At 50.7% G+C, this 24002-nt stretch carries 19 protein-coding genes and 1 pseudogene; 9 read left to right on the top strand and 11 right to left on the bottom strand.

Annotated elements, in window-relative coordinates; translation table 11 throughout:
* Positions 1–28 precede the first annotated feature (28 nt).
* Complete coding sequence (gene gorA, locus OGX67_RS03325) at positions 29–1381, top strand: glutathione-disulfide reductase (protein WP_257651325.1); 1353 nt, start codon at positions 29–31, stop codon at positions 1379–1381.
* A gap of 15 nt (positions 1382–1396) precedes the next feature.
* Here the strand turns inward: gorA and OGX67_RS03320 are convergent, their stop codons facing one another.
* Complete coding sequence (locus OGX67_RS03320) at positions 1397–1825, bottom strand: hypothetical protein (protein WP_032950452.1); 429 nt, start codon at positions 1823–1825, stop codon at positions 1397–1399.
* A 191-nt stretch (positions 1826–2016) separates the two neighbouring features.
* On the opposite strand from OGX67_RS03320, the gene OGX67_RS03315 reads away from it, so the two are divergent.
* Positions 2017–2739, top strand: a complete 723-nt coding sequence (locus tag OGX67_RS03315; protein ID WP_032950454.1) for a hypothetical protein — start codon at positions 2017–2019, stop codon at positions 2737–2739.
* A gap of 110 nt (positions 2740–2849) precedes the next feature.
* Here OGX67_RS03315 and OGX67_RS03310 read toward each other — a convergent pair whose 3' ends face one another.
* Positions 2850–4244 carry a cytochrome-c peroxidase gene (locus OGX67_RS03310; protein WP_257651326.1) on the bottom strand — a complete coding sequence of 465 codons (1395 nt, stop codon included), beginning with the start codon at positions 4242–4244 and terminating at the stop codon, positions 2850–2852.
* A gap of 427 nt (positions 4245–4671) precedes the next feature.
* Between OGX67_RS03310 and OGX67_RS03305 the strand changes: the two genes are divergently transcribed.
* The gene (locus tag OGX67_RS03305) at positions 4672–6321 is read left to right on the top strand and encodes an alpha,alpha-trehalase (RefSeq protein ID WP_257651327.1); all 1650 of its coding nucleotides are present in this window, start codon (positions 4672–4674) and stop codon (positions 6319–6321) included.
* Between the two features lie 27 nt (positions 6322–6348).
* Here the strand turns inward: OGX67_RS03305 and OGX67_RS03300 are convergent, their stop codons facing one another.
* Entirely contained in the window at positions 6349–7938 is a 1590-nt protein-coding gene (locus OGX67_RS03300) for an STY4199 family HEPN domain-containing protein (RefSeq protein WP_286525964.1), read from the bottom strand.
* A gap of 167 nt (positions 7939–8105) precedes the next feature.
* Between OGX67_RS03300 and OGX67_RS03295 the strand changes: the two genes are divergently transcribed.
* Complete coding sequence (locus OGX67_RS03295; RefSeq protein WP_204583198.1) at positions 8106–8645, top strand: GNAT family N-acetyltransferase; 540 nt, start codon at positions 8106–8108, stop codon at positions 8643–8645.
* Positions 8646–8731: 86 nt separating this feature from the next.
* Entirely contained in the window at positions 8732–9082 is a 351-nt protein-coding gene (locus tag OGX67_RS03290; RefSeq protein ID WP_071687963.1) for a glycoside hydrolase family protein, read from the top strand.
* Positions 9083–9100: 18 nt separating this feature from the next.
* Here the strand turns inward: OGX67_RS03290 and OGX67_RS03285 are convergent, their stop codons facing one another.
* The 4 genes from OGX67_RS03285 to OGX67_RS03270 all read right to left on the bottom strand — a co-directional run bounded on the left by OGX67_RS03285 (position 9101) and on the right by OGX67_RS03270 (position 12834).
* On the bottom strand, positions 9101–9703 hold the full coding sequence (locus OGX67_RS03285; RefSeq protein WP_071687962.1) for a response regulator transcription factor: 603 nt from the start codon (positions 9701–9703) through the stop codon (positions 9101–9103).
* A 361-nt stretch (positions 9704–10064) separates the two neighbouring features.
* Complete coding sequence (locus tag OGX67_RS03280) at positions 10065–10913, bottom strand: EAL domain-containing protein (RefSeq protein ID WP_204583197.1); 849 nt, start codon at positions 10911–10913, stop codon at positions 10065–10067.
* Positions 10914–11112: 199 nt separating this feature from the next.
* The gene (locus tag OGX67_RS03275) at positions 11113–11553 is read right to left on the bottom strand and encodes a winged helix-turn-helix domain-containing protein (RefSeq protein ID WP_032937221.1); all 441 of its coding nucleotides are present in this window, start codon (positions 11551–11553) and stop codon (positions 11113–11115) included.
* A 522-nt stretch (positions 11554–12075) separates the two neighbouring features.
* Positions 12076–12834 (bottom strand): SDR family NAD(P)-dependent oxidoreductase, encoded by a 759-nt coding sequence (locus tag OGX67_RS03270; RefSeq protein WP_003023319.1) that lies wholly within the window; start codon positions 12832–12834, stop codon positions 12076–12078.
* 119 nt (positions 12835–12953) lie between these two features.
* On the opposite strand from OGX67_RS03270, the gene OGX67_RS03265 reads away from it, so the two are divergent.
* The 3 genes from OGX67_RS03265 (at position 12954) to OGX67_RS03255 (ending at position 16596) form a co-directional block, all read left to right on the top strand.
* Positions 12954–13853 carry a LysR family transcriptional regulator gene (locus tag OGX67_RS03265; protein WP_048218807.1) on the top strand — a complete coding sequence of 300 codons (900 nt, stop codon included), beginning with the start codon at positions 12954–12956 and terminating at the stop codon, positions 13851–13853.
* A gap of 71 nt (positions 13854–13924) precedes the next feature.
* Positions 13925–14923: an inner membrane protein YhjD gene (gene yhjD / locus OGX67_RS03260; protein ID WP_003023314.1), complete on the top strand. Its 999-nt coding sequence runs from the start codon at positions 13925–13927 to the stop codon at positions 14921–14923.
* A 350-nt stretch (positions 14924–15273) separates the two neighbouring features.
* Positions 15274–16596, top strand: a complete 1323-nt coding sequence (locus tag OGX67_RS03255; protein WP_003023312.1) for an MFS transporter — start codon at positions 15274–15276, stop codon at positions 16594–16596.
* 93 nt (positions 16597–16689) lie between these two features.
* On the opposite strand, the pseudogene OGX67_RS03250 reads toward OGX67_RS03255, so the two are convergent.
* Both OGX67_RS03250 and pdeH read right to left on the bottom strand, forming a co-directional pair.
* Positions 16690–18737 (bottom strand): annotated as a pseudogene (locus OGX67_RS03250) (AsmA family protein).
* 78 nt (positions 18738–18815) lie between these two features.
* Complete coding sequence (pdeH, locus tag OGX67_RS03245; protein ID WP_003023308.1) at positions 18816–19583, bottom strand: cyclic-guanylate-specific phosphodiesterase; 768 nt, start codon at positions 19581–19583, stop codon at positions 18816–18818.
* Between the two features lie 230 nt (positions 19584–19813).
* Here pdeH and kdgK point away from each other — a divergent pair, with 230 nt between their 5' ends.
* Entirely contained in the window at positions 19814–20743 is a 930-nt protein-coding gene (gene kdgK, locus OGX67_RS03240) for a 2-dehydro-3-deoxygluconokinase (protein ID WP_257651329.1), read from the top strand.
* A 100-nt stretch (positions 20744–20843) separates the two neighbouring features.
* On the opposite strand, the gene OGX67_RS03235 is transcribed toward kdgK, so the two are convergent.
* Entirely contained in the window at positions 20844–22337 is a 1494-nt protein-coding gene (locus OGX67_RS03235) for a M16 family metallopeptidase (RefSeq protein ID WP_257651330.1), read from the bottom strand.
* 221 nt (positions 22338–22558) lie between these two features.
* Complete coding sequence (gene dctA, locus OGX67_RS03230) at positions 22559–23845, bottom strand: C4-dicarboxylate transporter DctC (RefSeq protein WP_003837746.1); 1287 nt, start codon at positions 23843–23845, stop codon at positions 22559–22561.
* Between the last annotated feature and the right edge of the window lie 157 nt (positions 23846–24002).

The raw sequence follows: 24002 nt of genomic DNA, 5'->3' as shown, positions 1-24002 counted from the left end.
GCCCTACAATGAACATGAAGGAGCGGTCATGACCAAGCACTATGATTACATCGCTATTGGCGGCGGCAGCGGCGGTATTGCCTCCATTAACCGTGCAGCAATGTACGGCCAGAAATGCGCACTGATTGAAGCCAAAGAGTTAGGCGGCACCTGCGTTAACGTGGGCTGCGTACCAAAGAAAGTGATGTGGCATGCCGCCCAGGTTCGCGAAGCGATCCACATGTACGGGCCGGATTACGGTTTTGACACCACCATCAATAAGTTCGACTGGAATAAACTGATCGCCACGCGTACCGCTTATATCGATCGTATTCATACCTCGTACGACAATGTGCTGGGCAAAAATAATGTCGATGTGATTAAAGGCTTTGCCCGCTTTGTGGATGCCAAAACCATTGAAGTGAACGGTGAAACCATTACTGCCGATCATATTTTGATTGCTACCGGTGGTCGCCCGAGCCATCCGAACATTCCGGGTGTGGAATACGGGATCGACTCCGATGGCTTCTTTGAGCTGCCCGCGCTGCCGAAGCGCGTTGCGGTCGTCGGCGCAGGTTACATCGCCGTTGAGCTGGCAGGCGTGATTAACGGCCTGGGCGCCCAAACGCATCTGTTCGTGCGTAAACACGCGCCGCTACGCAGCTTCGACCCGATGATCGTCGACACGCTGGTTGAAGTGATGAACGCCGAAGGCCCGACTCTGCATACCCACGCGATTCCGAAAGCGGTCGTTAAAAACGCTGACGGCAGCCTGACCCTGCAACTGGAAGATGGTCGTAGCGAAACGGTAGATTGCCTGATTTGGGCAATTGGTCGTGAACCAGCTACCGATAACTTCAACCTGGCAGCGACTGGCGTGAAAACCAACGAAAAAGGCTACATCGTCGTGGATAAATTCCAGAACACCAGCGTGCCGGGTATTTATGCCGTCGGCGATAATACCGGCGCCGTTGAGCTGACGCCGGTTGCTGTTGCCGCGGGCCGTCGCCTGTCCGAGCGTCTGTTTAACAACAAACCGGACGAACATCTGGACTACAGCAATATCCCGACCGTGGTCTTCAGCCATCCGCCAATTGGCACCGTGGGCCTGACCGAGCAGCAGGCTCGTGAACAGCACGGCGATGACCAGGTGAAAGTGTATAAATCATCATTTACCGCGATGTATACCGCTGTCACTTCACATCGTCAGCCGTGCCGCATGAAGCTGGTTTGCGTCGGTCCGGAAGAGAAGATTGTCGGTATTCACGGTATTGGTTTTGGAATGGATGAAATGCTGCAAGGCTTCGCGGTCGCACTGAAAATGGGCGCAACCAAGAAAGACTTTGATAACACCGTTGCGATTCACCCAACGGCAGCAGAAGAGTTCGTTACCATGCGTTAATCTGAATGACCGGTGTCAGGAAATGAGTAATTCCCCGACACCGGTACACTCTTCAAAAACAAACATCCTCCGATGCACATTCAGCAGACGCATTCCCGCCACATTGCAACGTCGTAGAACCACAGGCTGTACGATCACGCAGTATGAAAACCAAACATTTCGCATGACACAATCTTCGAAAATAAGATTTTCAAGATAACAACGATTCAGAGTTAAATTTGCGAAAAGAATTTTATTAAAACTACTATTAATTAAATTACTGCGAAAGAATATCGCTTTTACAGGTTGACTCTGAATATGCTGGCCTATGAATTGCTGGTGTTCTTGTAAGCCATTCACAGCAAATTGTGTGGGTTTATCTCCTTGATGTTGCAAAGTATTCTTCTCACGAGTATTTTGCAAACACAAAGGGGTAGTCCCCTGGCGCTTAGCGTTAAGGTTCATAAAGATTCCAATAATTGTGACGTTATCCGGACGGATAACAAATATGAGGAACCTTTAAATGACCTGTTTAACTAACTGGAAACAAGACCGTTTTTATCCAGTTATTTGCAGAGTTGCGTAACGATATAAAAGTTCAAAAACACAGTTATTACACAAACCAAAAAGAATAATTTCACTTAGGTGTATATTTCATGCCAAAAAGCAAAAGCAGTAATTGTATCCTGGTCATTGAATCACCCTGGAAACTGGATGATCATGATTCCAATCGTTCTTCGGTCGTTCCATTTATTCAAGGGATCGCCAGACTCCAGGGCGACACTGAGGTCTATTTTCTGAATTTCTACAATAAGAAGAGCTTCGAAATTGCCCTTGAGTGCCTTTGTATGCAGGTTTTTCGCAATACAATTGTTTACGTCGCCGCACATGGTAGCGAATCACACATTGGCGGCATTCTGCTGAAAGATATTCTAAAAACAGTCAGTGAAAAAGCCGCAGACAATAACATCAGTGGGTTGATGCTGGGATCGTGTTTTGCAGGAACCAAAACTCAGCTGTTGAAAGAGTACACTCAGGGAAGTGGTTTGCGCTGGTGTGCAGGTTACTCTTCATCCTGTGACTGGTTGACCGGAACAATGATTGACAGCGCTATCATCAGTAACGCCCTCAGCATCAAGAAGTCACATTACGCTAGTCGCGAGAAAATGGTTCAGGCTTTCGCTTGTGCAGTTGCGCCTTTTGCGCCCGGTGCCGTCATCGGCCAGAACAAAAAAGACAGCGGCGTTCCCCTTTCTCAATCGTTGAAGATTGTTATTCAACCTGAGGGTCAGGGGTACCATGCTCTCGTTTCCTCCGAAGAAATATTTGCGCAAGCACAAGAAAGCTATGTGCAGGAAGAAGAGGAATACATTGCTTAACTCATCACCCGATATCGACATACTGTTGTGACCGAGCAGGCATGTTATACCGGTTCATGGAGAAAAATTATCCAGCCTGCAAAACGCGTCAGGCTGGATAATGTCAGGGATTATTTACCCTGCATATACGGCGTATACACCCCGTTCAGACTCTCAAGGAACGCCACGATATCGTCGATATCTTCCTGCGACAGTTCTTTACCCACCTGATAACGCAGCATCAGTTTTACCGCACCGTCGAGCGTAGGCACATCACCTCGATGGAAATAAGGTGCGGTCAGCGCAACGTTACGCAAGCCAGGGACTTTTTGACGCAGCTTGTCACGTAGTTCATTAGTGACGTTCATGCGGCCAATATCTGCGGCAGTGACCTCGCCGAAATTAAAGTCCTTTTTCAAACCCAATGGCTCAAATGAACGCCCGCCTAAAATAATACCGCCATGACAGGTCGCGCACTTATTATCTTTAAACAACTGATAGCCATGTTTCTGCTGGGCGGTTAACGCCGCTTCATCACCGCGTAGCCATTTATCAAACGGCGAATTTGGCGTAATTAGCGTTTTCTCAAACTCAGCAATCGCATCGGTAATATTATCTCCGCTGAATCCCTGCGGATAAACCGCGATAAACTCTTGTTTGAGTTGCGGATCCTTATCCAGTTTCTGGATAATTTCATCCCAGGATTTAGACGCCATCTCGATAGGGTTCAACGGCGGGCCGCCTGCCTGCGCCTGCAATGTTGGTGCTCGACCATCCCAGAATTGTTCCACGTTGAAGACAGAGTTAAATACCGTCGGCGCGTTGATAGGACCAACCGCGCCGCCTACGCCGATTGACGTTTTGCGACCATCTACGCCCCCCGCATTCAGGGCATGGCAGTGCGCGCAAGAAATCGTGCTGTCACCGGAAATACGCGGGTCGTGGTAAAGCGTAAAGCCCAGCGCCACTTTACGGGCATCGGTCGGAATGCTTTCCGGTATCGGCTGCACAGGCTCGTTACGATGCTGCGCGGCGGTATCGTTACTGGCATAATACTGCTCGCGCTGTTTCGCAATCCAGCCCAGGATCTCTGCTCGCTCCGTATCGCTTACCTTGCCAGCCCAGTGCAGTGCGGTATAACGCGTCGGCGGCATGGTGTCATACTGCATCACCCATTCAATTTTATTCAGGTCGCTTTGCGAAACGGGTTTATCTGCGACCAGCGCCGCACGAACGGCCTCAAGATTGAATGATTTGTATCCCAGTTGAATATCGTAATTCATCAACTGCTTAGCGACAGGAAAAGAAGAATAGAAAGGTAATTCAGCTGAAGGCGTGTGACAATAATCGCATCCTTTTTCGCGTAAAAAACCTAATACTTTATTATTTTCTTCCAGCGTAGAGGCCTGAACATCTGCCTGTTTACTACGTTGATTATCGTGATACCACACATAACCGGATAATCCAAAATAACAAATCACGACGCCAGCTATGGCTATCGCGGTAAGACGGGTAATGATTTTCATTATTTTACCCTCACCGTTGTGAGTTATTGTGACCCAGAAAAATTAGAATAATGAGTGCATAGTCTTTATCAGACTTAACCATCATAGAAAGTAAGGGATTTATTATTTTGATAAGTATCAAGCAATTACATGGGGGATAACTATCGATAGAATAGCCTGTGCCTATTACGGAGATAAGCCGTTATGGTTTTCCATTCACAACTCGTTGCAATCGAATGTTCTGAAAATGAAATATCTTCAGGTCACGCAGAATTATGAATTCTTCATTATATTCATTGGGATAGTCTTATTTTCTAAATAATATACAGCACTAAAATGTGATCAACCGCACGCTTTACTCACCAGACACCGAAGCGAATGTCTACGCTTAACTGACGACCGGGCAATAGCCTTAATCTTTCAACGTCCATCGGAGGTCTTTCTCATTATGCTCAACCAGAAACTACCCCACGCCCCTTCAGAAGAAATGACGATCGATATCGATCTGCTTTATGAAATGGATCCGTGCGAGTTAAAGCTGGATGAAATGATTGAGGCAGAGCCAGAGCCGGAGATGATTGCAGGGTTACCCGCGTCAGATGCGTTAACCCCCGCCGATCGTTACCTCGAGCTGTTTGAACACGTCCAGTCATCCAAACTATTTGCTGATAGCAAAACTTTCCCTGATTGTGCGCCCAAAATGGACCCATTGGACATTTTGATCCGCTATCGCAAAGTTAAACGCCACCGCGACTTTGATCTGCGACGTTTCATCGAAAACCATTTCTGGCTACCGGAAACGCCCTCCAGTGAATATGTGTCCGATCCGGCAAGCTCGCTGAAAGAGCATATCGATCAGCTGTGGCCTGTGCTGACGCGCGAACCGCAGGATCACATTCCCTGGTCCTCGCTGCTGGCATTACCGCAGTCATATATTGTGCCCGGCGGACGTTTTAGCGAAACCTACTACTGGGATTCCTACTTTACCATGCTGGGTCTGGCAGAGAGCGGTCGCGAAGATCTGCTGAAATGTATGGCGGATAACTTTGCCTGGATGATTGAAAACTATGGTCATATCCCCAACGGTAACCGTACCTACTACCTGAGCCGTTCGCAGCCACCGGTCTTTGCGCTGATGGTGGAACTGTTTGAAGAGGATGGCGTGCGCGGCGCGCGTCGCTACCTTGAACATCTAAAAATGGAATACGCATTCTGGATGGATGGCGCCGATTCCCTAGTGCTCAACCAGGCCTACCGTCACGTGATCAGAATGTCGGACGGCTCTCTGCTCAACCGCTATTGGGACGATCGTGATACGCCGCGCGATGAGTCATGGCTTGAAGACGTTGAGACCGCCAAGCATTCAGGTCGCCCGCCCAATGAGGTGTATCGGGATTTGCGCGCGGGTGCAGCCTCTGGTTGGGATTATTCCTCGCGCTGGCTACGCGATGCAGGCCGCCTTGCCAGCATACGCACCACGCAGTTCATCCCGATTGATCTGAATGCCTTCCTCTACAAGCTGGAAAGCACTATCGCCAATATTTCCGCGCTGAAAGGCGACAAAGAAACGGAAGCGCTGTTTCGCCAGAAAGCCAGTGACCGTCGCGATGCGGTAAACCGCTATCTGTGGGACGATGAAAACGGCTGCTATCGCGATTACGACTGGCGGCGCGAACAAATGGCCCTGTTCTCTGCCGCCAGTATTGTGCCGCTGTATGTCGGTATGGCAACACATGAACAAGCCGACCGGCTTGCTAACGCGGTTCGCAGTCGCCTGCTCACGCCCGGTGGGATTTTAGCAACCGAGCATGAAACGGGTGAACAGTGGGATAAACCCAACGGCTGGGCGCCGCTGCAGTGGATGGCGATCCAGGGCTTCAAACTGTACGGTGATGACCACCTCGGGGATGAAATCGCCCGTAACTGGTTGAAAACGGTGAATCTCTTTTATCAGGAGCACCACAAACTGATCGAAAAATACCATATAGCCGACGCAGCGCCGCGCGAAGGCGGCGGCGGGGAATATCCGTTGCAGGACGGCTTTGGCTGGACCAATGGCGTGGTGCGCCGACTCATCGGTTTGTATGGCGAACCCTAGCGGCTGACGGTCTGAGTCATCAGGATGTCAGTTAATCGCATCGTATAACTCGGCATGAATTCTCTGCCATTTCTTGTTCTCAGGGCTGGGCTGGGCGCGAACACGCAGCTCGGCCTGCTCAAGATCATATTGCTGACGCGCAACGACCTCAGGCACGGAACAAAAACTTTGCAGATAACTTTTATGCAGCGATGTGAGTGACGCCCCATTTGACATTGCATGGCTGAGCGTAGTCATAAACTGTCGGCATGGTTTGCTTTCATCCATCTGCGAAGGGTAACGCAGCAGCAGTCTCAACACCTCGGTATTGCCCGCTGAGAACGCCTGCTCCGTCCACGCCAGCTTCCAGTCCATCCCACCCTGCAGGAACAGTGACGTCACGCGGGTGTCATTGCGATCGATAGCCGCCCGCATGTTAAAGGCATCCCAGGTGATACCCATTCGGGTCACCGCCTCCCGCGCGCTGGGGGCGTCACGTCGCGGTTCCTCCTGCACAATTTCAACGGATTGTCCGGATGACGCCTGTGGCGCTGGCGAAGTGAATAACCAGAACGCACCCAGCGAAATCGCCAGCACCATCACGCCAACCGCTACCCACAACATGCCGGAAATCAGCTGTTCACGTTCTTCCGCCGAGCGTTTGGCCCGCTTCTCCGGCGGATCAATACTGTCTGCGATTTCATGCTTATCGCCTCTCGCTTGCTCGTCTTTTTGCTTTGCCGTTTCCCAAAACTGGCGGACCATGGACTCATCAGATTCCAGATACGACGCAGGATTAATGCGCGTACGCCGTTCTTCAAATGCCCGTTGCACAGGATGAGTTATCTGCCGGTACTGGTAGTCCAGCAACATCAGTTGTACTGACGTCAGCGGCTGCTGCGCGATAACGCAGTTACGAGCCAGGCGGCAATCATCCAAAAACATGCGTAGCGTGATGCGCGGTTCAACAAACGACATCAGCACCGAGGTATCGTTAAAAATCTGCGTAAAGTGGCGAACAAATAATTTCTTATCGACGACCATCAGTGCCAGCTCGCTAAACATCATACCGTCCAGCGCATCTCGTCCTTCGCCCAACTTTAGCCAGCGACGCAGACGTTCACCGCCAAAGTGCTGTTTCAGAAAGCTGTTGAGAGGATGCTGATCCGGCCATACCCGCGCAATCAGGGATTTGAGGGTTAATTCTATTGCGCGAAGTTGACGCTGCGCCCGCATCTGAGCATCCGGCTCTACAGGTGTAATTTCGGTTTGATACTTCAGGATGGGCTGTTGCTGGCGTAATTGTTCCAGAGAGGCCACAAAGCGCAGCGCTGAAATCAGCTGGTTTTCACTGACGTCCTGGCCATTTTCATATTGGGGTACACTCTGTTGAAGATGGCGTAGCCGCAGAGTGAACTGGCTCAATTGCGCATCATTCATCTGCAACCGTCTGGCGACAGCCCCCCAGCCGCCCAGATTCAGTCGTGCCTGATCCAGTTGTTCGAGAAACCACCGAGGGTCTTTGCCTTCTGTGACATGTACGCCTAACAGCAGTAATATTTCTGTCGACGCCTGACGGATAATCCCCAGACAATGTTCAAAGGGTGTACATGTCGCTTGTAACGCGCTATTGGTCATCATCTTCCCTAAAAGGACCCAAAACGTGCGGCCTCATCATGGTATGTAATTATCTTTTTTAAACGCAACGTTGTGCCGATGTAGACTAAAACACATTCATATAGCAAATAAATAAGTTTTACAGTGACTTCCGCACAATCATTGAAAATTATTCTGGAGATAAGCCTGTGCCTGTATTGCAAACATCACGTCTACTCTGCCGCCCACTGACAGAAAATGACTGGACGTTCTTCTTAACGCTACAGCAGAATCCAGATGTGATGCGCTTTGTCACTGACGCGCGTACTGAAGAGGAGATACGGACAGCCTTCAACTCCCGCCTGCCTGAATGGTCTCCCGGCAGCCCGCACTGGCTATGTCTGGTCCTGTGCGATAAGGCATCGGGAGCACCGCTTGGGGTGACTGGGTATATTCATGAAAACAATGAATGTGCCGAGGTCGGTTTTCTGCTCGCCCCTGAAGCGCAGGGGAAAGGTTATGGTACTGAATCCCTGCATGCAGTTTGCGATTTTGCATTTACCACCGGAGGGCTACGCCGGCTTACGGCCCGCGTCACCGCAGGAAACGACGCTTCGCGGCGTCTACTGGAAAAGGTCGGGTTCATTCACGAAGGCACTCTACGGGAAAGCTACTGGCTGCATCAAACCTGGAATGATGACTGGATTTTCGGCCTGTTAAAACACGACTATCAGCCACCCGCAGCATAAGACGTTTTGCTGAAAAAACTGGCTGTATGGCAACTGGCGTAACGAGGGTGGTTTCTTAAAATAGGTCTCTTTGTACAGAGATGAATATGCCACTCCATTCAACGTATTTCACGCCCGCCTGTGTTGCATTTATTAAACAATGGCAAGGCCTGTCACTGGAAAAGTATCAGGACAAAAATGGTGTCTGGGTGATTGGCTACGGGCACGAAATCACATCCGATGAAAGCTTTCCTGCGCCTGTTTCGGTAACGCAGGCAGAAACACTACTGCTCGCGGATCTGGAAATCTGCGAGGAATTCATACACCAAAAAATGCCGCAAATAAAAGAAAGGTTTCAACAGGAAGTGTTAATTGCGTGGATGCTCAGCGTGGGGATAAGCCGGTTTTGTGCTGCAGAATTCTGCTCGGGGGTTATTTCACAGCCAGAAACGTTCTGACTGTGAAATATTCGCCCGTTAAATAGCGTCGTTTAACATCATTGCCGCCTGCGTACGGTTTTTTACCTCGAGGCGCTGATACAGCGATTCAAGATGGGCTTTGACCGTTCCGGTGCTGATATTTAACAATCGACCAATTTGTTTATTTGATTCTCCGGCGGCAAGCATAGTCAGAATCTCTCGCTGACGCGCACTAAGCGATCTGATATTTTGCCCGCTGTACTCGGGGGTTGCCATGCAATCTCTGGGGATAAATACCATTCCCATCGCAATGCTATTGAGAGCCAGCGTGAAGGTTTCCGCGTCAGAGTCGCGTGGAACAATGGCCAGCACATTCAATTGCGTAACCTCCTGCAGCCATTTTTTACGGCAGTCCGTTGCTGTTACCAGCACTTTTACTGTCGAAAAGCGTTGCGCTATCTGCTGTAGCAAGTTACGGCAGAACTCAGCGTCCTGGTCGCCATCCAGCATTATCAGTGCATCAGGGGTGTCTTCCAGTTTCTGCCAAAGGTCATCTGCCTGACTGACACCCTGAACATCCACTCCTGGAATACGCTCTTGTAAACTTACATTCATTCCATGAATAAATATCGACTGCCTGTCAAACATTATTACCTGCATTACTTATCTCCGTCTGAATAAGATACTAGCCTTAACACGCGGAAGGGTATTACCCGAGGGGTAAAATAAGAAGTCACCATTTGGCAGGGGCCATTTTACCGATAGACGGAGAAGAAAAAAGTAGAAATCGAAAATAGTTACAGCTCAAACCAAATAATCACACAAAGGGACAAAAGTGGCGCTAAACATTAAGGAAATCCTTAATATCCAATACTCAAAATCAGCTTATTAATATTAATTTTTTGGAGTCTATATTTTCTAATAAAAATAAGGAACTCACAGTAACAGACAAATATGTTACAAAATAAAATGTCGCATCAATTGATCATCACCTGTGGTTTCCCCAGGCAGTATTGCTGTATCAATCGACACTAAAGGTTGCGGGCGATTGCATCACTCCGATCAGATCTTCAAGTGGAACGGGTCTACATAAATAATACCCTTGTAAAAAATCACAGCGTTTCATGCGCAGATAATCGGCCTGAGCCTGAGTCTCAACGCCCTCGGCAATCATTCGCAGACCCATCTTCTGCGCCAGCTCAATAAGCGTATCGACAATGCGGGTATCGCCCCCCTCACCAATCTGGCTGACAAACAGTTTATCTATCTTAATAAACTCCGGTTCCAGCGCGTGGAGGTAACACAGATTCGAGTATCCCGTCCCGAAATCATCTAACGCTACGGCGATATTGGATTTTCTCAACGCGGCAAACCACTCGCTTAGCTGAGGGGTAAAGTGCAGAGGGCGTCTTTCGGTAATTTCGATAACCAGTTGAACCTGAACCGGGGCAAGCTTTTGCATGAGCGCCACGGCGTCCGACTTAAAACGCGGATCGAGGCAGTTTTCGGGGCTCAGATTTAGGTTAAGATAAAGTCCATTAGGGAAAAGGGGGAGCCGCGACTGCAGGTCGGCAATGACTTGCTGAATAAGTTGATGCGTCAGCGAGGCGATAAGACCATGCTCTTCCGCAAGGGGAATAAATATATCAGGGGGAATAGCGCCATACTGGGGATGCGTCCATCTGGCAAGCACCTCAATACCTGCAATTTCACCCGTCTGGCTGTTAAAAATGGGTTGATACACCGGTCTGAACTGGCGCTGAATAATGGCTGCATTCAGCGTTTTTACCGGTGCACAGGTGAGGAAACGGGCCAGTAATTCGCTGGCGTCAGAGAATAATATCGGGAGTTGCCTGGTTGTGGTAATCATCACGAGCCTCAAGCGTGCGGTGGCCTATTGAGGACAACCGCACAGCAATCATCAGAACCTGACCCAATCGCCCTGGCCGTTATTGGTATCTATTGAACAATAACGCTATTTAGCGAACATTCATTGAAAATAGAAAGCAAAGATAACGATAAAAAAAGCCCCTCGCGCTGCATGCTCGGGGCAAATACCTGGGTTGACATCACTCACTCAGGTTATCTATTTTCTCCCTTTTTTTGACAGCATGAGTTGGGAGTTCGCTCACTTTGTAATAAACGGGAATGACATCAGGATAATTGATGACATAACCCTGACCTCTTATATTAAGGATAAAATCCCTGGGTAACCCCAGCAGGCCAAGTTTATTATTAAGATTGTGCAGGACTTGCCATAATCTTTGTGCAGAGGGGCTCAGATTATGCGCTTCCCAGATTTTCTCAAATAACTCTTCTTTCGGTACCGGCTGGCTCCTGGCATTTATTAATAAATACAGGAAAAGCCTGAGCATTGTTTCATTAAAGTAAATTGACGCAAAAACGATGTTTTTCTCGGTATGGCTACCCGTAAGCCGATACAGTCGGCGATTAGAAATGTCAAAATGAATTTCAGCACCAATCATAAATCCATATAGACGATAGCCCATATCTTATACCCACGTTAAATGAAGACGAACATGCACCTCTACATATAAGCGTTGAGATAATCCATACCGTTTGTATGGTGGATTATATGACTGCTATAAATGCTTTCCAATCTTCATCCCAATCTACTATGAGGAAGCGGTCGTTTAGTATTCGTTTATGGTAGATTTGAGGTTATAAATGAAATTCACGATTTATTATTCTTCCTATGCGAAATTTTTAGCACATAGGCCATGTTTTCACATACGCGATCGAACGCTCAATTTTTAATGTCGAATTTTTAACATTTCAAAGAATTAAATTCTGAATCTGTGGGGGATGGGGAAGTGATCATGGTTTCTTCTGAGACAAATCCGCTGTCGAAGAAAAATGAGTTATTCAGAAAGTTTATCCCGGATTTCTTTCGGCACCGCGATCGCTGAATTAGATTGCAGATAATACCGGTAAACGCCACCAGCTATATTTTTACCTGGAGTGGCGCACCGGTTTTCTATTGCTCAAAAGCTGCATAAGATACGAGCGATTTACAGGAACATTCCGCCCGATACTTCGATACGCTGCGCTGTCATCCAGGCCAGCTCATCACTGAGCAACGCGGCAATCGCGTCGCCAATATCATCCGGCAAGCCCGCGCGTCCCAGCGCCGTTTGCGATGCCACATATGCATTCAGCTCTTTATTATCCCGCAGTCGACCGCCGCCAAAATCGGTTTCAATCGCCCCAGGCGCGATGATATTTACTGAAATACCCCGCTCTCCCAGTTCTTTCGCCTGATAACGCGTCAGTACTTCCATCGCCCCTTTCATTGAGGCATAGGCGGCATACCCTGGCAGTGCAAAACGCGCCAGTCCCGATGAAACATTCAGGATCCTGCCGCCATTCTGGATCAACGGCAACAGACGTTGGGTCAGGAAGAAGGGGCCCTTAAAGTGAATGTTCACTAATTGATCAAACATCGCTTCGGAGGTATCGGCAAAAGCGCCATACAGACCAATTCCGGCATTGTTCACTAAATAATCAAACGCCTCACGATTCCACATACTTTTCAGTTGCGCTTGTACCTCATGGGTAAAGGACTCAAAGCCAGCCACATCGCTGACATTCAGTTGTATTGCCGCAGCTTTTCTGCCTTTTTGCTCAATTTCAGCAACCACATCCAGCGCCGCCTGCTGCTGGCTGTTGTAGGTAAAGATAATGTCCGTTCCTCTGTCAGCCAGCTTAAGTGCGGCGTTTTTACCGAGCCCACGACTACCACCAGTCACTAATGCGATACGTTGCGTCATAAGAAACCTCATTTCCGACGTTGTGATGATTGAGATAAAGCTTATTAGGTGATAGAAAAACAATAAATGTCGTCTGTTGCGCATTACTGTTTCATTTGGAACAACAATAGGGCATAAGAATGGATAAAATTCACGCAATGCAGTTGTTCATCCGCGTCGCAGAACTGGAGAGCTTTTCGCGTGCGGCAGACACCCTTGGTCTTCCTAAAGGTAGCGTATCGCGCCAAATCCAGGCCCTGGAAAATCATCTGGGCACGCAGTTGTTGCACCGCACTACCCGCCGCGTTCAGCTCACACAAGACGGTATGATCTATTACGAACGCGCAAAAGATTTGTTGAGCAATCTGGATGAGCTGGATGGACTATTTCATCACGATCCGTCCAGCATCAGCGGCAAGCTGCGCGTCGATATGCCGGTTGGCGTGGCGAGAAATCTGGTGATGCCCCGCTTACCCACTTTCTTGCATCAGTATCCCGGCCTTGAGCTCGAACTCAGCAGCAGCGACCGCCTGGTGGATCTGGTCCGCGAAGGTTTCGACTGTGTGGTACGCGTAGGCACGCTGAAAGATTCAGGGCTGATTGCGCGCCCAGTGGGGAAACTCACGCAGATTAACTGCGCCAGCCCACAGTACCTCGCCCGCTTTGGTTATCCGGAAAGCCTGGAGGATTTAGCTTCACATGCAGTGGTGCACTACTCGGTCAATTTGGGAACGCGTGCGCAAGGTTTCGAAGTGGCGACAGAAAACGGCACGCAATGGGTTAAAACCGGCGGCATGCTAACGGTAAACAGTACCGAAACCTATCACGCGGCATGCCTTGCCGGTCTGGGCATTATTCAGGTACCGCGCGTTGGCGTGCGTGATGCCCTGCGCGCCGGTACGCTGGTCGAAGTGTTGCCGCAATATCGCGCCGAGCCAATGCCGGTCTCTTTGCTTTATCCGCATCGACGCAACCTCTCTCGCCGGGTGCATCTGTTTATGGAATGGCTGACTGGCGTGATGAAAGACTATGTGGATTAGTCCATTTTTCAGGATGCGCCCCTGAGCAGGCTATAATGTCATGAGTGAACAAAATAAGGACAACCGATCGGATGACGCAGGAACAAGACGCAAAACACCCTACGCCAGAACATAAACCAGCCTCCGCCGCGCCGGAGAAAAACGCTAAAGCGAACCAGGCGCTGAAAACGGCTCTGACCTTCGCCGATAAAATTCAACGTCAGCCCATCATCGCCCATCTTATTCGTGCCGCAGAGCGGTTTAACGATCGTATGGGAAATCAGTTTGGCGCCGCCATTACCTACTTCTCGTTTCTCTCGATGATCCCGATCCTGATGGTGTCGTTTGCCGCTGCGGGTTTTATTCTCGCTTCGCACCCTACACTGTTGCAGGATATCTTCAGCAAGATTTTGTTGAACGTCAGCGATCCGACGCTCGCCTCTACGCTGAAAAACACCATTAATACCGCCGTACAGCAACGTACCACTGTAGGTCTGGTAGGGCTTGGCATCGCGCTCTATTCCGGCATTAACTGGATGGGAAACCTGCGCGAAGCGATTCGTGCTCAGTCGCGGGATGTCTGGGAGCGTACCCCACAGGATCAGGAAAAAATTTGGGTCAAATATCTGCGTGATTTTATCTCATTGATTGGCTTACTGGTTGCGCTGATTGTTACCCTGTCCATTACCTCTATCGCCGGTTCCGCCCAGCAGATGATTATCTCTGCGCTGTATCTCGACGGTATCGAATGGCTGAAGCCCGCCTGGCGGCTGATCGGCCTGACCATCTCTATTTTCGCCAACTACTTGCTGTTCTTCTGGATTTTCTGGCGGCTACCGCGTCACCGACCGCGTAAAAAGGCGCTGATTCGCGGGACATTTATTGCGGCTCTGGGGTTTGAAGTCATCAAAATGATCATGACATATACCCTGCCGTCACTGGTGCAATCGCCGTCAGGCGCGGCATTTGGTTCCGTGCTTGGATTGATGGCGTTCTTCTACTTCTTCGCTCGTCTGACTCTGTTTTGCGCTGCCTGGATTGCCACGGCTGAATACAAAGACGACCCGCGTATGCCAGGTAAAACGCAGTAGCCACCGCTGGATTAGTTGTGAATTGCCGGATGGCGACGCACGCGTCTTATCCGGCCTACGGGTGAGTTTTGTAGGCCGGATAAGCGCAGCGCCATCCGGCAATTATAATGCCGCCCGATCTCACCGATTTAGTGAATAAATCCAACCCGTAACTTTTATTTAACCAAAAACTAGTTTTATCATCTAAGTTTTAAATTATGTGAAGCATTTCATGGAAGTGAAATCTCAAGCCTAAAAATTATCCCCTTTTTGCTCCATTTTTGACCAACCTCAAAGTTTGTTACAGATTGAAATGTCTCTTTTGCTGTGCGTAATATGACCTTTCGTTCGGCCAAAAATAAGAAAATATTATGCAAGCAACAGCCACAACACTCGACAACGAACAGGAACACACCCCGGTCAACTCGCGCAATAAAGTCGTCGTCGCCTCGCTCATTGGCACCGCCATTGAGTTCTTCGACTTCTATATTTACGCCACCGCCGCGGTGATCGTGTTCCCGCATATCTTCTTCCCGCAGGGGGATCCGACTGCCGCGACGCTACAGTCCCTGGCGACTTTTGCTATCGCCTTTGTGGCACGACCGATCGGTTCTGCGGTATTCGGGCATTTCGGAGATCGCGTCGGCCGTAAAGTCACGCTGGTTGCCTCACTGCTCACCATGGGGATCTCGACGGTTGTGATTGGCCTGCTGCCGGGCTATGAAACAATCGGCATTTTCGCCCCCTTGCTGCTGGCGCTGGCGCGTTTTGGTCAGGGTTTAGGTCTGGGCGGTGAATGGGGCGGTGCTGCGCTGCTGGCGACGGAAAACGCGCCACCGCGCAAACGCGCGCTGTACGGATCATTTCCGCAGTTGGGCGCGCCTATCGGCTTCTTCTTCGCCAATGGTACCTTTCTGCTGCTCTCCTGGCTGCTGACCGACGAACAGTTCATGAGCTGGGGTTGGCGCGTACCGTTCATCTTCTCTGCGGTACTGGTGATTATCGGTCTGTACGTTCGCGTTTCGCTGCATGAATCCCCGGTCTTCGCCAAAGTAGCCGCGGCGAAAAAGCAGGTAAAAATCCCGCTGGGTACCCTGCTGACCAAACATGTTCGCGTGACGATCCTCGGCACATTCATCATGCTGGCGACCTATACGCTGTTCTATATCATGACCGTCTATTCGATGACGTTCAGCACCGCTGCCGCGCCTGTGGGACTTGGCCTGCCGCGTAATGAAGTGTTGTGGATGCTGATGATGGCGGTGATTGGCTTTGGCGTCATGGTGCCGGTGGCGGGCCTGCTGGCCGACGCATTTGGTCGTCGCAAGAGCATGCTCATCATCACCACGCTTATCATTCTGTTTGCGCTGTTTGCCTTTAAACCACTGCTCGGCTCTGGCAATCCGGTGCTGGTTTTCGCCTTCCTGTTGCTGGGCTTAAGCCTGATGGGGCTGACATTTGGTCCGATGGGCGCGCTGCTGCCGGAGCTGTTCCCGACCGAAGTGCGCTACACAGGTGCGTCGTTCTCGTACAACGTTTCGTCGATTCTTGGTGCTTCCGTTGCCCCATACATCGCTGCATGGTTGCAGGCGAACTATGGTCTGGCGGCAGTCGGTACGTATCTGGCATCAATGGCGGCGTTAACGTTAATTGCGCTGCTGTTAACCCATGAGACACGGCATCAATCGCTGTAATTTGATGGCCTGATGGCGCTATGCTTATCAGGCCTACAAACTGCAATCCCCCGTAGGCCGGATAAGGTGTTTACACCTCATCCGGCGCTCTCATCACTTCTTCATCTGCGACAGGATTGTCCGGCACTGATTAGCATCCCCTTCAGAAGGTGAAATCAGCGCCAGCAGGGCCGCCGCTGGCGTCACCAGCGTTGCCAGCGCAGCAGCAACCGCACCGCGCGCAATCAGCGGTCCGGCCTTCACGCCTGCCTGCGGATTCTTAAAGGTGCCGCGAACATACAACGGCGAACGCAGAGTAATAATACGAATCCCTTTACTCTCCGGATCGATGGTTAAATCCAGTTGCTCCGACGCAAAGCTTGCCGTACCGGTGACATTAATGACTGCGTTTTCCGTATCAAAAGCAAAAATCTGCGGACGCGCCACGCCGTTAACAATATCCAGATTCGCCGCCGCGCAGTTCACCCGCACTTCGTCATCGCCAAATATCTGCCCGACAAGATAGTTCCCCAGATTCAAGCCCACAATTTCCATCAGATTCCGGCTGATCAAACCGTCATTCATCAGCAGTTTCAGGTTGCCATTGCTGTTACCCAACAGCGCCGCCACCGAGTTTCCGCTCCCACTAAACCTGGCGTCACCGTTCATTTCACCAAGCGTTTTTTGCATCAGTTCCACATCCGGCATCAGTGCTTTAAGCTTCAGGCGGCGAGCCTGGATATCCGCCTGCCCCCGCATCGGCTTTTTATCCCCTTCCAGATGGATGCTGGAAACAATGCTGCCTCCCGCAAGACCAAATTTCAGCGGTTGCAGGCGCAGGTCGGCATTTTTCAGGATGATATGAGTGGAGAGATCGCTGATCGGTAGGCTACTGCCATGCTCAATACGCCGTCCTTTGAAACGCACGTCAGCGTCCATTACGTTCCATTTGTCAGTTTCAAAACGGTCATACGGCAACACCTTGTCCGCAGGCTGAACGCTCTTCTCACCTTTACGCTGTTCAGATTGTTTTGCCCGTTCCGCGCCTTTGCCTGAATCCACCCCGATCAGCGGCCCCAAATCGGCCAGCCTCAGCTGGCGTGATTCCACATCGCCCTTCAGCATGGGTCGCGGCTTGCCGGTGGTGTAGGCCAGCGTTCCGTGAATATCGCTGTCGCCAATGCGACCATTGAAATCGCGATAATCAAAAACAGAGGATTTTTCCGGGTCAATTTTCGCTACCAGACGTCCGTCGGTTTCAAACGGCGGCGTATCCGGGAGCAGCACGCCGGTCAAATCGTATAAATCCCCTAGCGAATCTCCCGAGAATTTAAGTCGTAGATCCGCCCCACCCATGTTCATCGGATCGTTTATCGTGCCGATAAACGCTACGCGCGTATTGCCCGAACGGAAATCAGCCTGAATCGGGAAAGGCGTATCTTCACCACGCAGCGCCAGCATTCCGCCAATTTTTCCGCTACCGCTTAGCGGTTCGCCGTTATATCGCCCTTGCGCTTTCAGACCAAACACGTAGTCCTCGACGTGGGCGTTGCTCTCTTTACCTTTTGCGCCGGTCACTTCGCTAAAGGGCAACGGTTTACCCAGCGGATCGACCAGGATCTCAATCTCCGACTTCGTCACCTTATCGTTAATGGCGATGCGTCCCTGGTCAAACAGAATGTTATCCAGCCGGAACGACCACGCGGATGGCGGCGCATTAGGAGCGCGGTTTTCGTCCCCAGCTAAGTTAAAGGTCCAGCCGACAGGCGGATCAGCCGCGCATCGGGTTTGACCAGCTTGACCCACGGGAGCCAGACGGTTTTTGTCAGCAGTGCCAGTGGGGCGAGCGTAGCTTCAACACGCGGGAGATGCACCATGGTAACGTCAGGAATGTCTGGCGGGTTGCCGAGGATGATATCTTCAGCATGAACATGCGGCCACGGAACCCAGCTACGCCAGCCGGTTTCCTGCTTCTGGCGTTCCCAAACCACGCCCAGGTCACCCCGTATAGCAAAGGGCCGGTTGAGTTCTGTAGAGACTTTCTGGTTGATGGTCGGTTTGAGCCGGTTCCAGTCAAATGTCGCAATCACAATGATGAGTACGACGATCAACAACAAGAAAACCCCTATTACTGAAGTGGTTATTTTACCTGCTTTCGTCATGTCTAACCTCTCTACTTCCTTCCTTGCCTGTCCTAAAGATAGTCCAGCAGGATGAAAAGGAGGTGTTCTACGTCCTCATCAAAGCGACAGGATCACCTCTTCAAGCGTGTCCAGAGGTACTGGACGAGAGAGAAAATAGCCTTGCGCGGCAAAAGCTGGTGAGTTTTGCACATCACGCCACTCTTCCAGCGTTTCAACGCCTTCGACAATCACGCCGCGGCAATAGCGGTTCATCAGCTGTAATAGTAGTGTGAAGAGATTACGTCCCTCCGGCGTCTTACGCAGCATGACGAACAGGTCTCGCGCCACTTTGATATAGTCATAATTCACTTCACTAAGCGCCGAGAAGTTCGCCATTCCGGTACCAAAATCATCCAGCCAGAGCGGGCCAAACTCGCACATTGAGGCGAAGGACGACCCCTTCGGTAAGCGGATATGTTCCACTAACTCAAAACGCAGCCACGGCAGGCCTTCAATGATTTTCAGGATTTCGGGATCCTGGCGCATCGCAATGAGCGTTGGTCCGTCGACGTTCACGGAAGCCAGCAGGTTGTTGGCTCTGAAAAAGTCCCCTTTCAGCTCAAGTTGAAGAAGTTGCTCTATCACCACATCAACACGATGTCGGACGGTTACTTCGGCAAAATAGCGGTCTGGCGCAATACGTTGGGATGGATTATCAGGATGGCTCACGACAGTCAGCAGTTCAACGGCCATCAGTCGTCCGTTGGTCTGGTAAATTGGCTGGTAGGTGTAAGCACGCTCGCACTGCAGCCAATAGCGTCTCTCCTGCAAGTTTTCAATACTCGCATCGAGCGTAATGAGCTGCTGGGTAACCTGCTTTATCATCTGAGATGTCCTGTAAATAAGAGTGTGACTGACCGGACTCGTCAAAGGTTATCGGCGCTCAGACGCAGAACTTTACGTTCAGCTGTGCGCAAAAATAAAAACTAAGCGGCAAAAACAACGCAGAACACGTGCTGGCTCAAAAAAATAATGGAACGATGTTTTAATATAGTTGACCGCTTAACACCCACAGCGCACACTAACGCTAATTTTTTTCAGAGCAGGTTACGACTATGTCCAGAAAGATTGCCGTGATTGGCGAATGCATGATTGAGCTGTCACAGAAAGGCGCTGACGTTCAGCGCGGATTCGGTGGCGACACGTTGAATACATCCGTTTATATCGCCCGTCAGGTCGATGCTACGGCACTTTCCGTACACTATGTGACTGCACTGGGTACCGACAGTTTTAGCCAACAAATGCTGGAGTCCTGGCAGGGTGAAAACGTGGATACCTCATTAACCCAGCGCATGGAAAACCGCCTGCCGGGTCTCTACTACATTGAGACCGACAGCACTGGCGAGCGCACCTTTTATTACTGGCGTAATGAAGCCGCCGCAAAATTCTGGCTGGAGAGCGAGCAGTCTGCCGCGATTTGCGAAGAGCTGGCGACATTTGATTACTTGTATCTGAGCGGAATCAGCCTGGCGATTTTAAGCCCGGCAAGTCGTGACAAGCTGCTGTCGTTGCTGCGTGAATGCCGTGCCAACGGTGGAAAGGTCATTTTTGATAATAACTACCGCCCGCGTCTGTGGAGCAGCAAAGAAGAAACCCAGCAGGTGTATCAGCAGATGCTGGAATGCACCAATATCGCATTCCTGACGCTGGACGATGAAGACGCGCTGTGGGGTGAAAAACCCGTTGCTGAGGTGATTGCCCGTACTCACGCAGCTGGTGTACAGGAAGTGGTTGTGAAGCGTGGCGCAGACTCTTGCCTGGTTTCCATCGCGGGCGAAGCGCTCATCGATGTTCCGGCCGTTAAATTGCCGAAAGAGAAGGTGATCGATACCACTGCGGCCGGAGACTCCTTCAGCGCCGGATATCTGGCGGTACGTCTGACCGGTGGCAATGCCGCTGATGCCGCAAAACGCGGCCACCTGACGGCAAGCGCCGTGATTCAGCACCGCGGGGCGATTATCCCACGCGACGCTATGCCGCAATAACGTCGATTATCCGGTCTGCATACCGTAGGCCGGGCAAGCGAAGCGCCCCCGGCATCTCCAATGCCGGATGGCGGCGTAACCGTCTTATCCGGCTTACAGGTTATTGTACCGGCGGGATATCTGTCACTTCAGGGTGTGATTCATCCGTTTCAACAGATGTTGCCGCTGCGGTAACGGGCGCCATAATGCTATCCCACGTCGCCTGCAGATCCTTCATATTGAATTCAGGTTCACCCTTCGGCTGCAGCAGAATTAACGCCATATCTTGCGACAGCTGCTGTCGCAGGTCCTGATTCAGCATCTCAACACTCAGGCTGTTGAGGAAGCTCTGGCGTAAACGCTGATACTGTTCAGGCGCAATATCCACCACCTGATTTTGCAGCGAGCGCAAACGCTGGCTGATCAAAATATCGGTATCGGTACGACCATAGGTGGCAAACAGCTTCTGCAGTTCCAGATTCTTTTGCGCGACCAGCGCATTGAACTCTTCTTCCGGAAGTCCTTTATCACGCACTTTCGCCAGCTCACGCGCAACCGTACCCAGATTGGCGTTCAGTTTATCGTTTGGCGACTCAACGTTAATCGCACACTGCGCGCGCAGGAACAGCACCCGGCAGTCAAATCCGAGGCCAATGTCTTTGGCATTGTTTTTGGTTAGCTCTTGCTGAATGTGCCAGAACAGCGCCTCACGAGCTAAATCAGCGCGCCAGTAACGTAACAACGCGGCAGATTCACGGATGGGCTGCCACGGCGTATCCCACATGATGGAAAGGCGATCCTGGCGTACCGCATCGGTCATAATGCTTACGGCTTCTGCTCGCAGCGGAGAGAGCGTGGGTACTGGCGCAGGCGTTTCACGTTTTCCTTTTAACTCGCCAAAGGTTTTATTGATTTGCTCAGCTACGCTGCGTGCATCAACGTTACCGACGATAATCAGCGTCATCGCGTCCGGGGTATACCATTTCTGGTAGAAAGACTGAATTTTCGACGCATCTATAGGCGTTTTCAGCGGATCGGCTGGATCGTGGCCCAGCAACGTTGATCCCTTCAGGCGATAGCGCCACCATCCCTCTTTGGTATCTGACGGCCAGGTTGCAACCATATCTTCGCTGCTCAGCGCATGATTGACCGTTTCAGAGGTGATGCTCAGATTGCCGGAGATATTCGCCAGGTAAGAAAGTGACTCTTTCAGTAGATCGTTACGGCTGTTTGGCAGACTGAGGTTGTACAACGTGGAATCATAGGAAACGATAACCGGCGGCATGGGACGTTTGGGATCGAACCCCTGCTGCCACAATGAACGGGCTTGCGTGGCATCGAGGCCACCGCTTTGCGTCAGCGCGATACGTGGGATCGCATGGCTGAAACCACTCTGTTGCGTACTTTCGGTGAGTGAACCGGTATTAACCAGCAGGCGGACCTCAATACGGTCGCTGGGGCGCTGGGGAGTGGCTAACACTTGCCACTGTAGACCATTTGCCAGCGTGCCCTGTTGCCACGCCGGGTCAGGCTGGAGCGCATCTGCCTGCACATAGCCGGCAGTGGCCATCATCAGCAAGCCGCCCGCTAAAAGTCGAATTTTTGTGCCCTGCATGTGAACCCCTGATCAACTATCCTGGAAATAAAAAGACAGCCCTCGAAAGGACTCTCTGAATATGACGTTAAAAACACTTCGTGTTAGACCGCGAGAACATAAAAATGTCACGGAAGAAGTGAAAAAATCCCGAGCCGCCGAATCGACGGTTTCAGGCACAGGGGGTAATTATGCGCAAACGCCCGCAGTCCTGGAAGGGACTACGGGCATAAGTGACGAGATTAAGAGGATAAATCGTGCGTTTTGCCATCCGGCGCACGATTATTCAGCACATCGTCCAACTTTTTATGGTCCAGTTCTTTGACCCATTTAGCGACGACGACAGTTGCCACACCGTTGCCGACCAGGTTAGTCAGCGCACGTGCTTCAGACATAAAGCGGTCAATACCAAGAATCAGAGCCAGACCCGCAACCGGCAAATGGCCCACAGCAGAGATCGTCGCGGCCAGAACAATGAAGCCACTCCCGGTCACACCCGCTGCACCTTTTGAGGAGAGCAGGAGCACCACCAACAGGGTTATCTGATGGAAGATATCCATATGGCTGTTGGTTGCCTGAGCGATAAACACCGCCGCCATCGTCAGATAGATTGATGTCCCATCAAGGTTAAACGAGTAGCCCGTGGGTATAACCAACCCGACAACCGACTTCCGGCAACCCAGTTTTTCCATCTTATCGAGCATACGCGGCAGCGCGGATTCAGAAGAAGACGTACCCAGTACGATCAGCAGTTCTTCACGGATATAGCGGATGAATTTGAAAATGCTGAAGCCGGTTGCGCGAGCAATGGAGCCTAGAACCACAACCACAAACAGAATACAGGTGATGTAGAAGCAGATTATCAGCTGACCCAGTTGCACCAGCGTTCCGACGCCATATTTACCGATGGTAAAGGCCATGGCCCCGAAAGCACCGATCGGCGCCAGGCGCATGATCATATTGATGATGCCGAAAATAACCTGCGAGAAGCTTTCAATCACGTTGAAAATCATCTGGCCTTTGCTGCCCAGACGGTGCAGCGCAAAACCAAACATTACCGCAAACAGTAATACCTGCAGGATGTTACCGCTGGCGAACGCGCCAATCACGCTACCCGGGATAATATCCATCAGGAAGCCTACGATCCCCTGGTCTTTTGCCTGTTCAGCGTAAATGGCAACCGCTTTAGCGTCCAGCGTCGCCGGATCGACGTTCATTCCGGCACCGGGTTGCACCACGTTGACGATGATAAGGCCGATGATCAGCGCAATCGTACTGACAATTTCAAAATAGAGCAGTGCAACCGCACCGGTGCGGCCTACTGCTTTCATACTTTCCATGCCTGCAATGCCGGTCACGACAGTACAGAAGATGACAGGTGCGATGACCATCTTGATGAGCTTAACGAAAGCATCACCAAGCGGCTTCATTTGGGCGCCTAATTCAGGGTAGTAATGGCCAAGGAGAATACCAATGGCAATTGCTGTCAGGACCTGAAAGTAAAGGCTTTTGAATATAGAGGTCTTCATAGGGTGTCCTTAAAGTAAAAACCACAGGTCTTGTAAGGTTTTGTTTAACCTGCGGCCTTAAAGTAACACCCACTCAACATGACAGAAATGCACCTGGATCATAATTGATACAAAAATGTTAAAAATTTTGAGCTGGCTCGCACAAGCGAGACCTTTT

The organism is Citrobacter sp. Cf118 (genome assembly GCF_030334095.1).
Classification (GTDB): domain Bacteria; phylum Pseudomonadota; class Gammaproteobacteria; order Enterobacterales; family Enterobacteriaceae; genus Citrobacter; species Citrobacter freundii.
The sequence above is the reverse complement of the archived record's forward strand: the minus strand, read 5'-3'. Positions and strand labels throughout refer to the sequence as shown.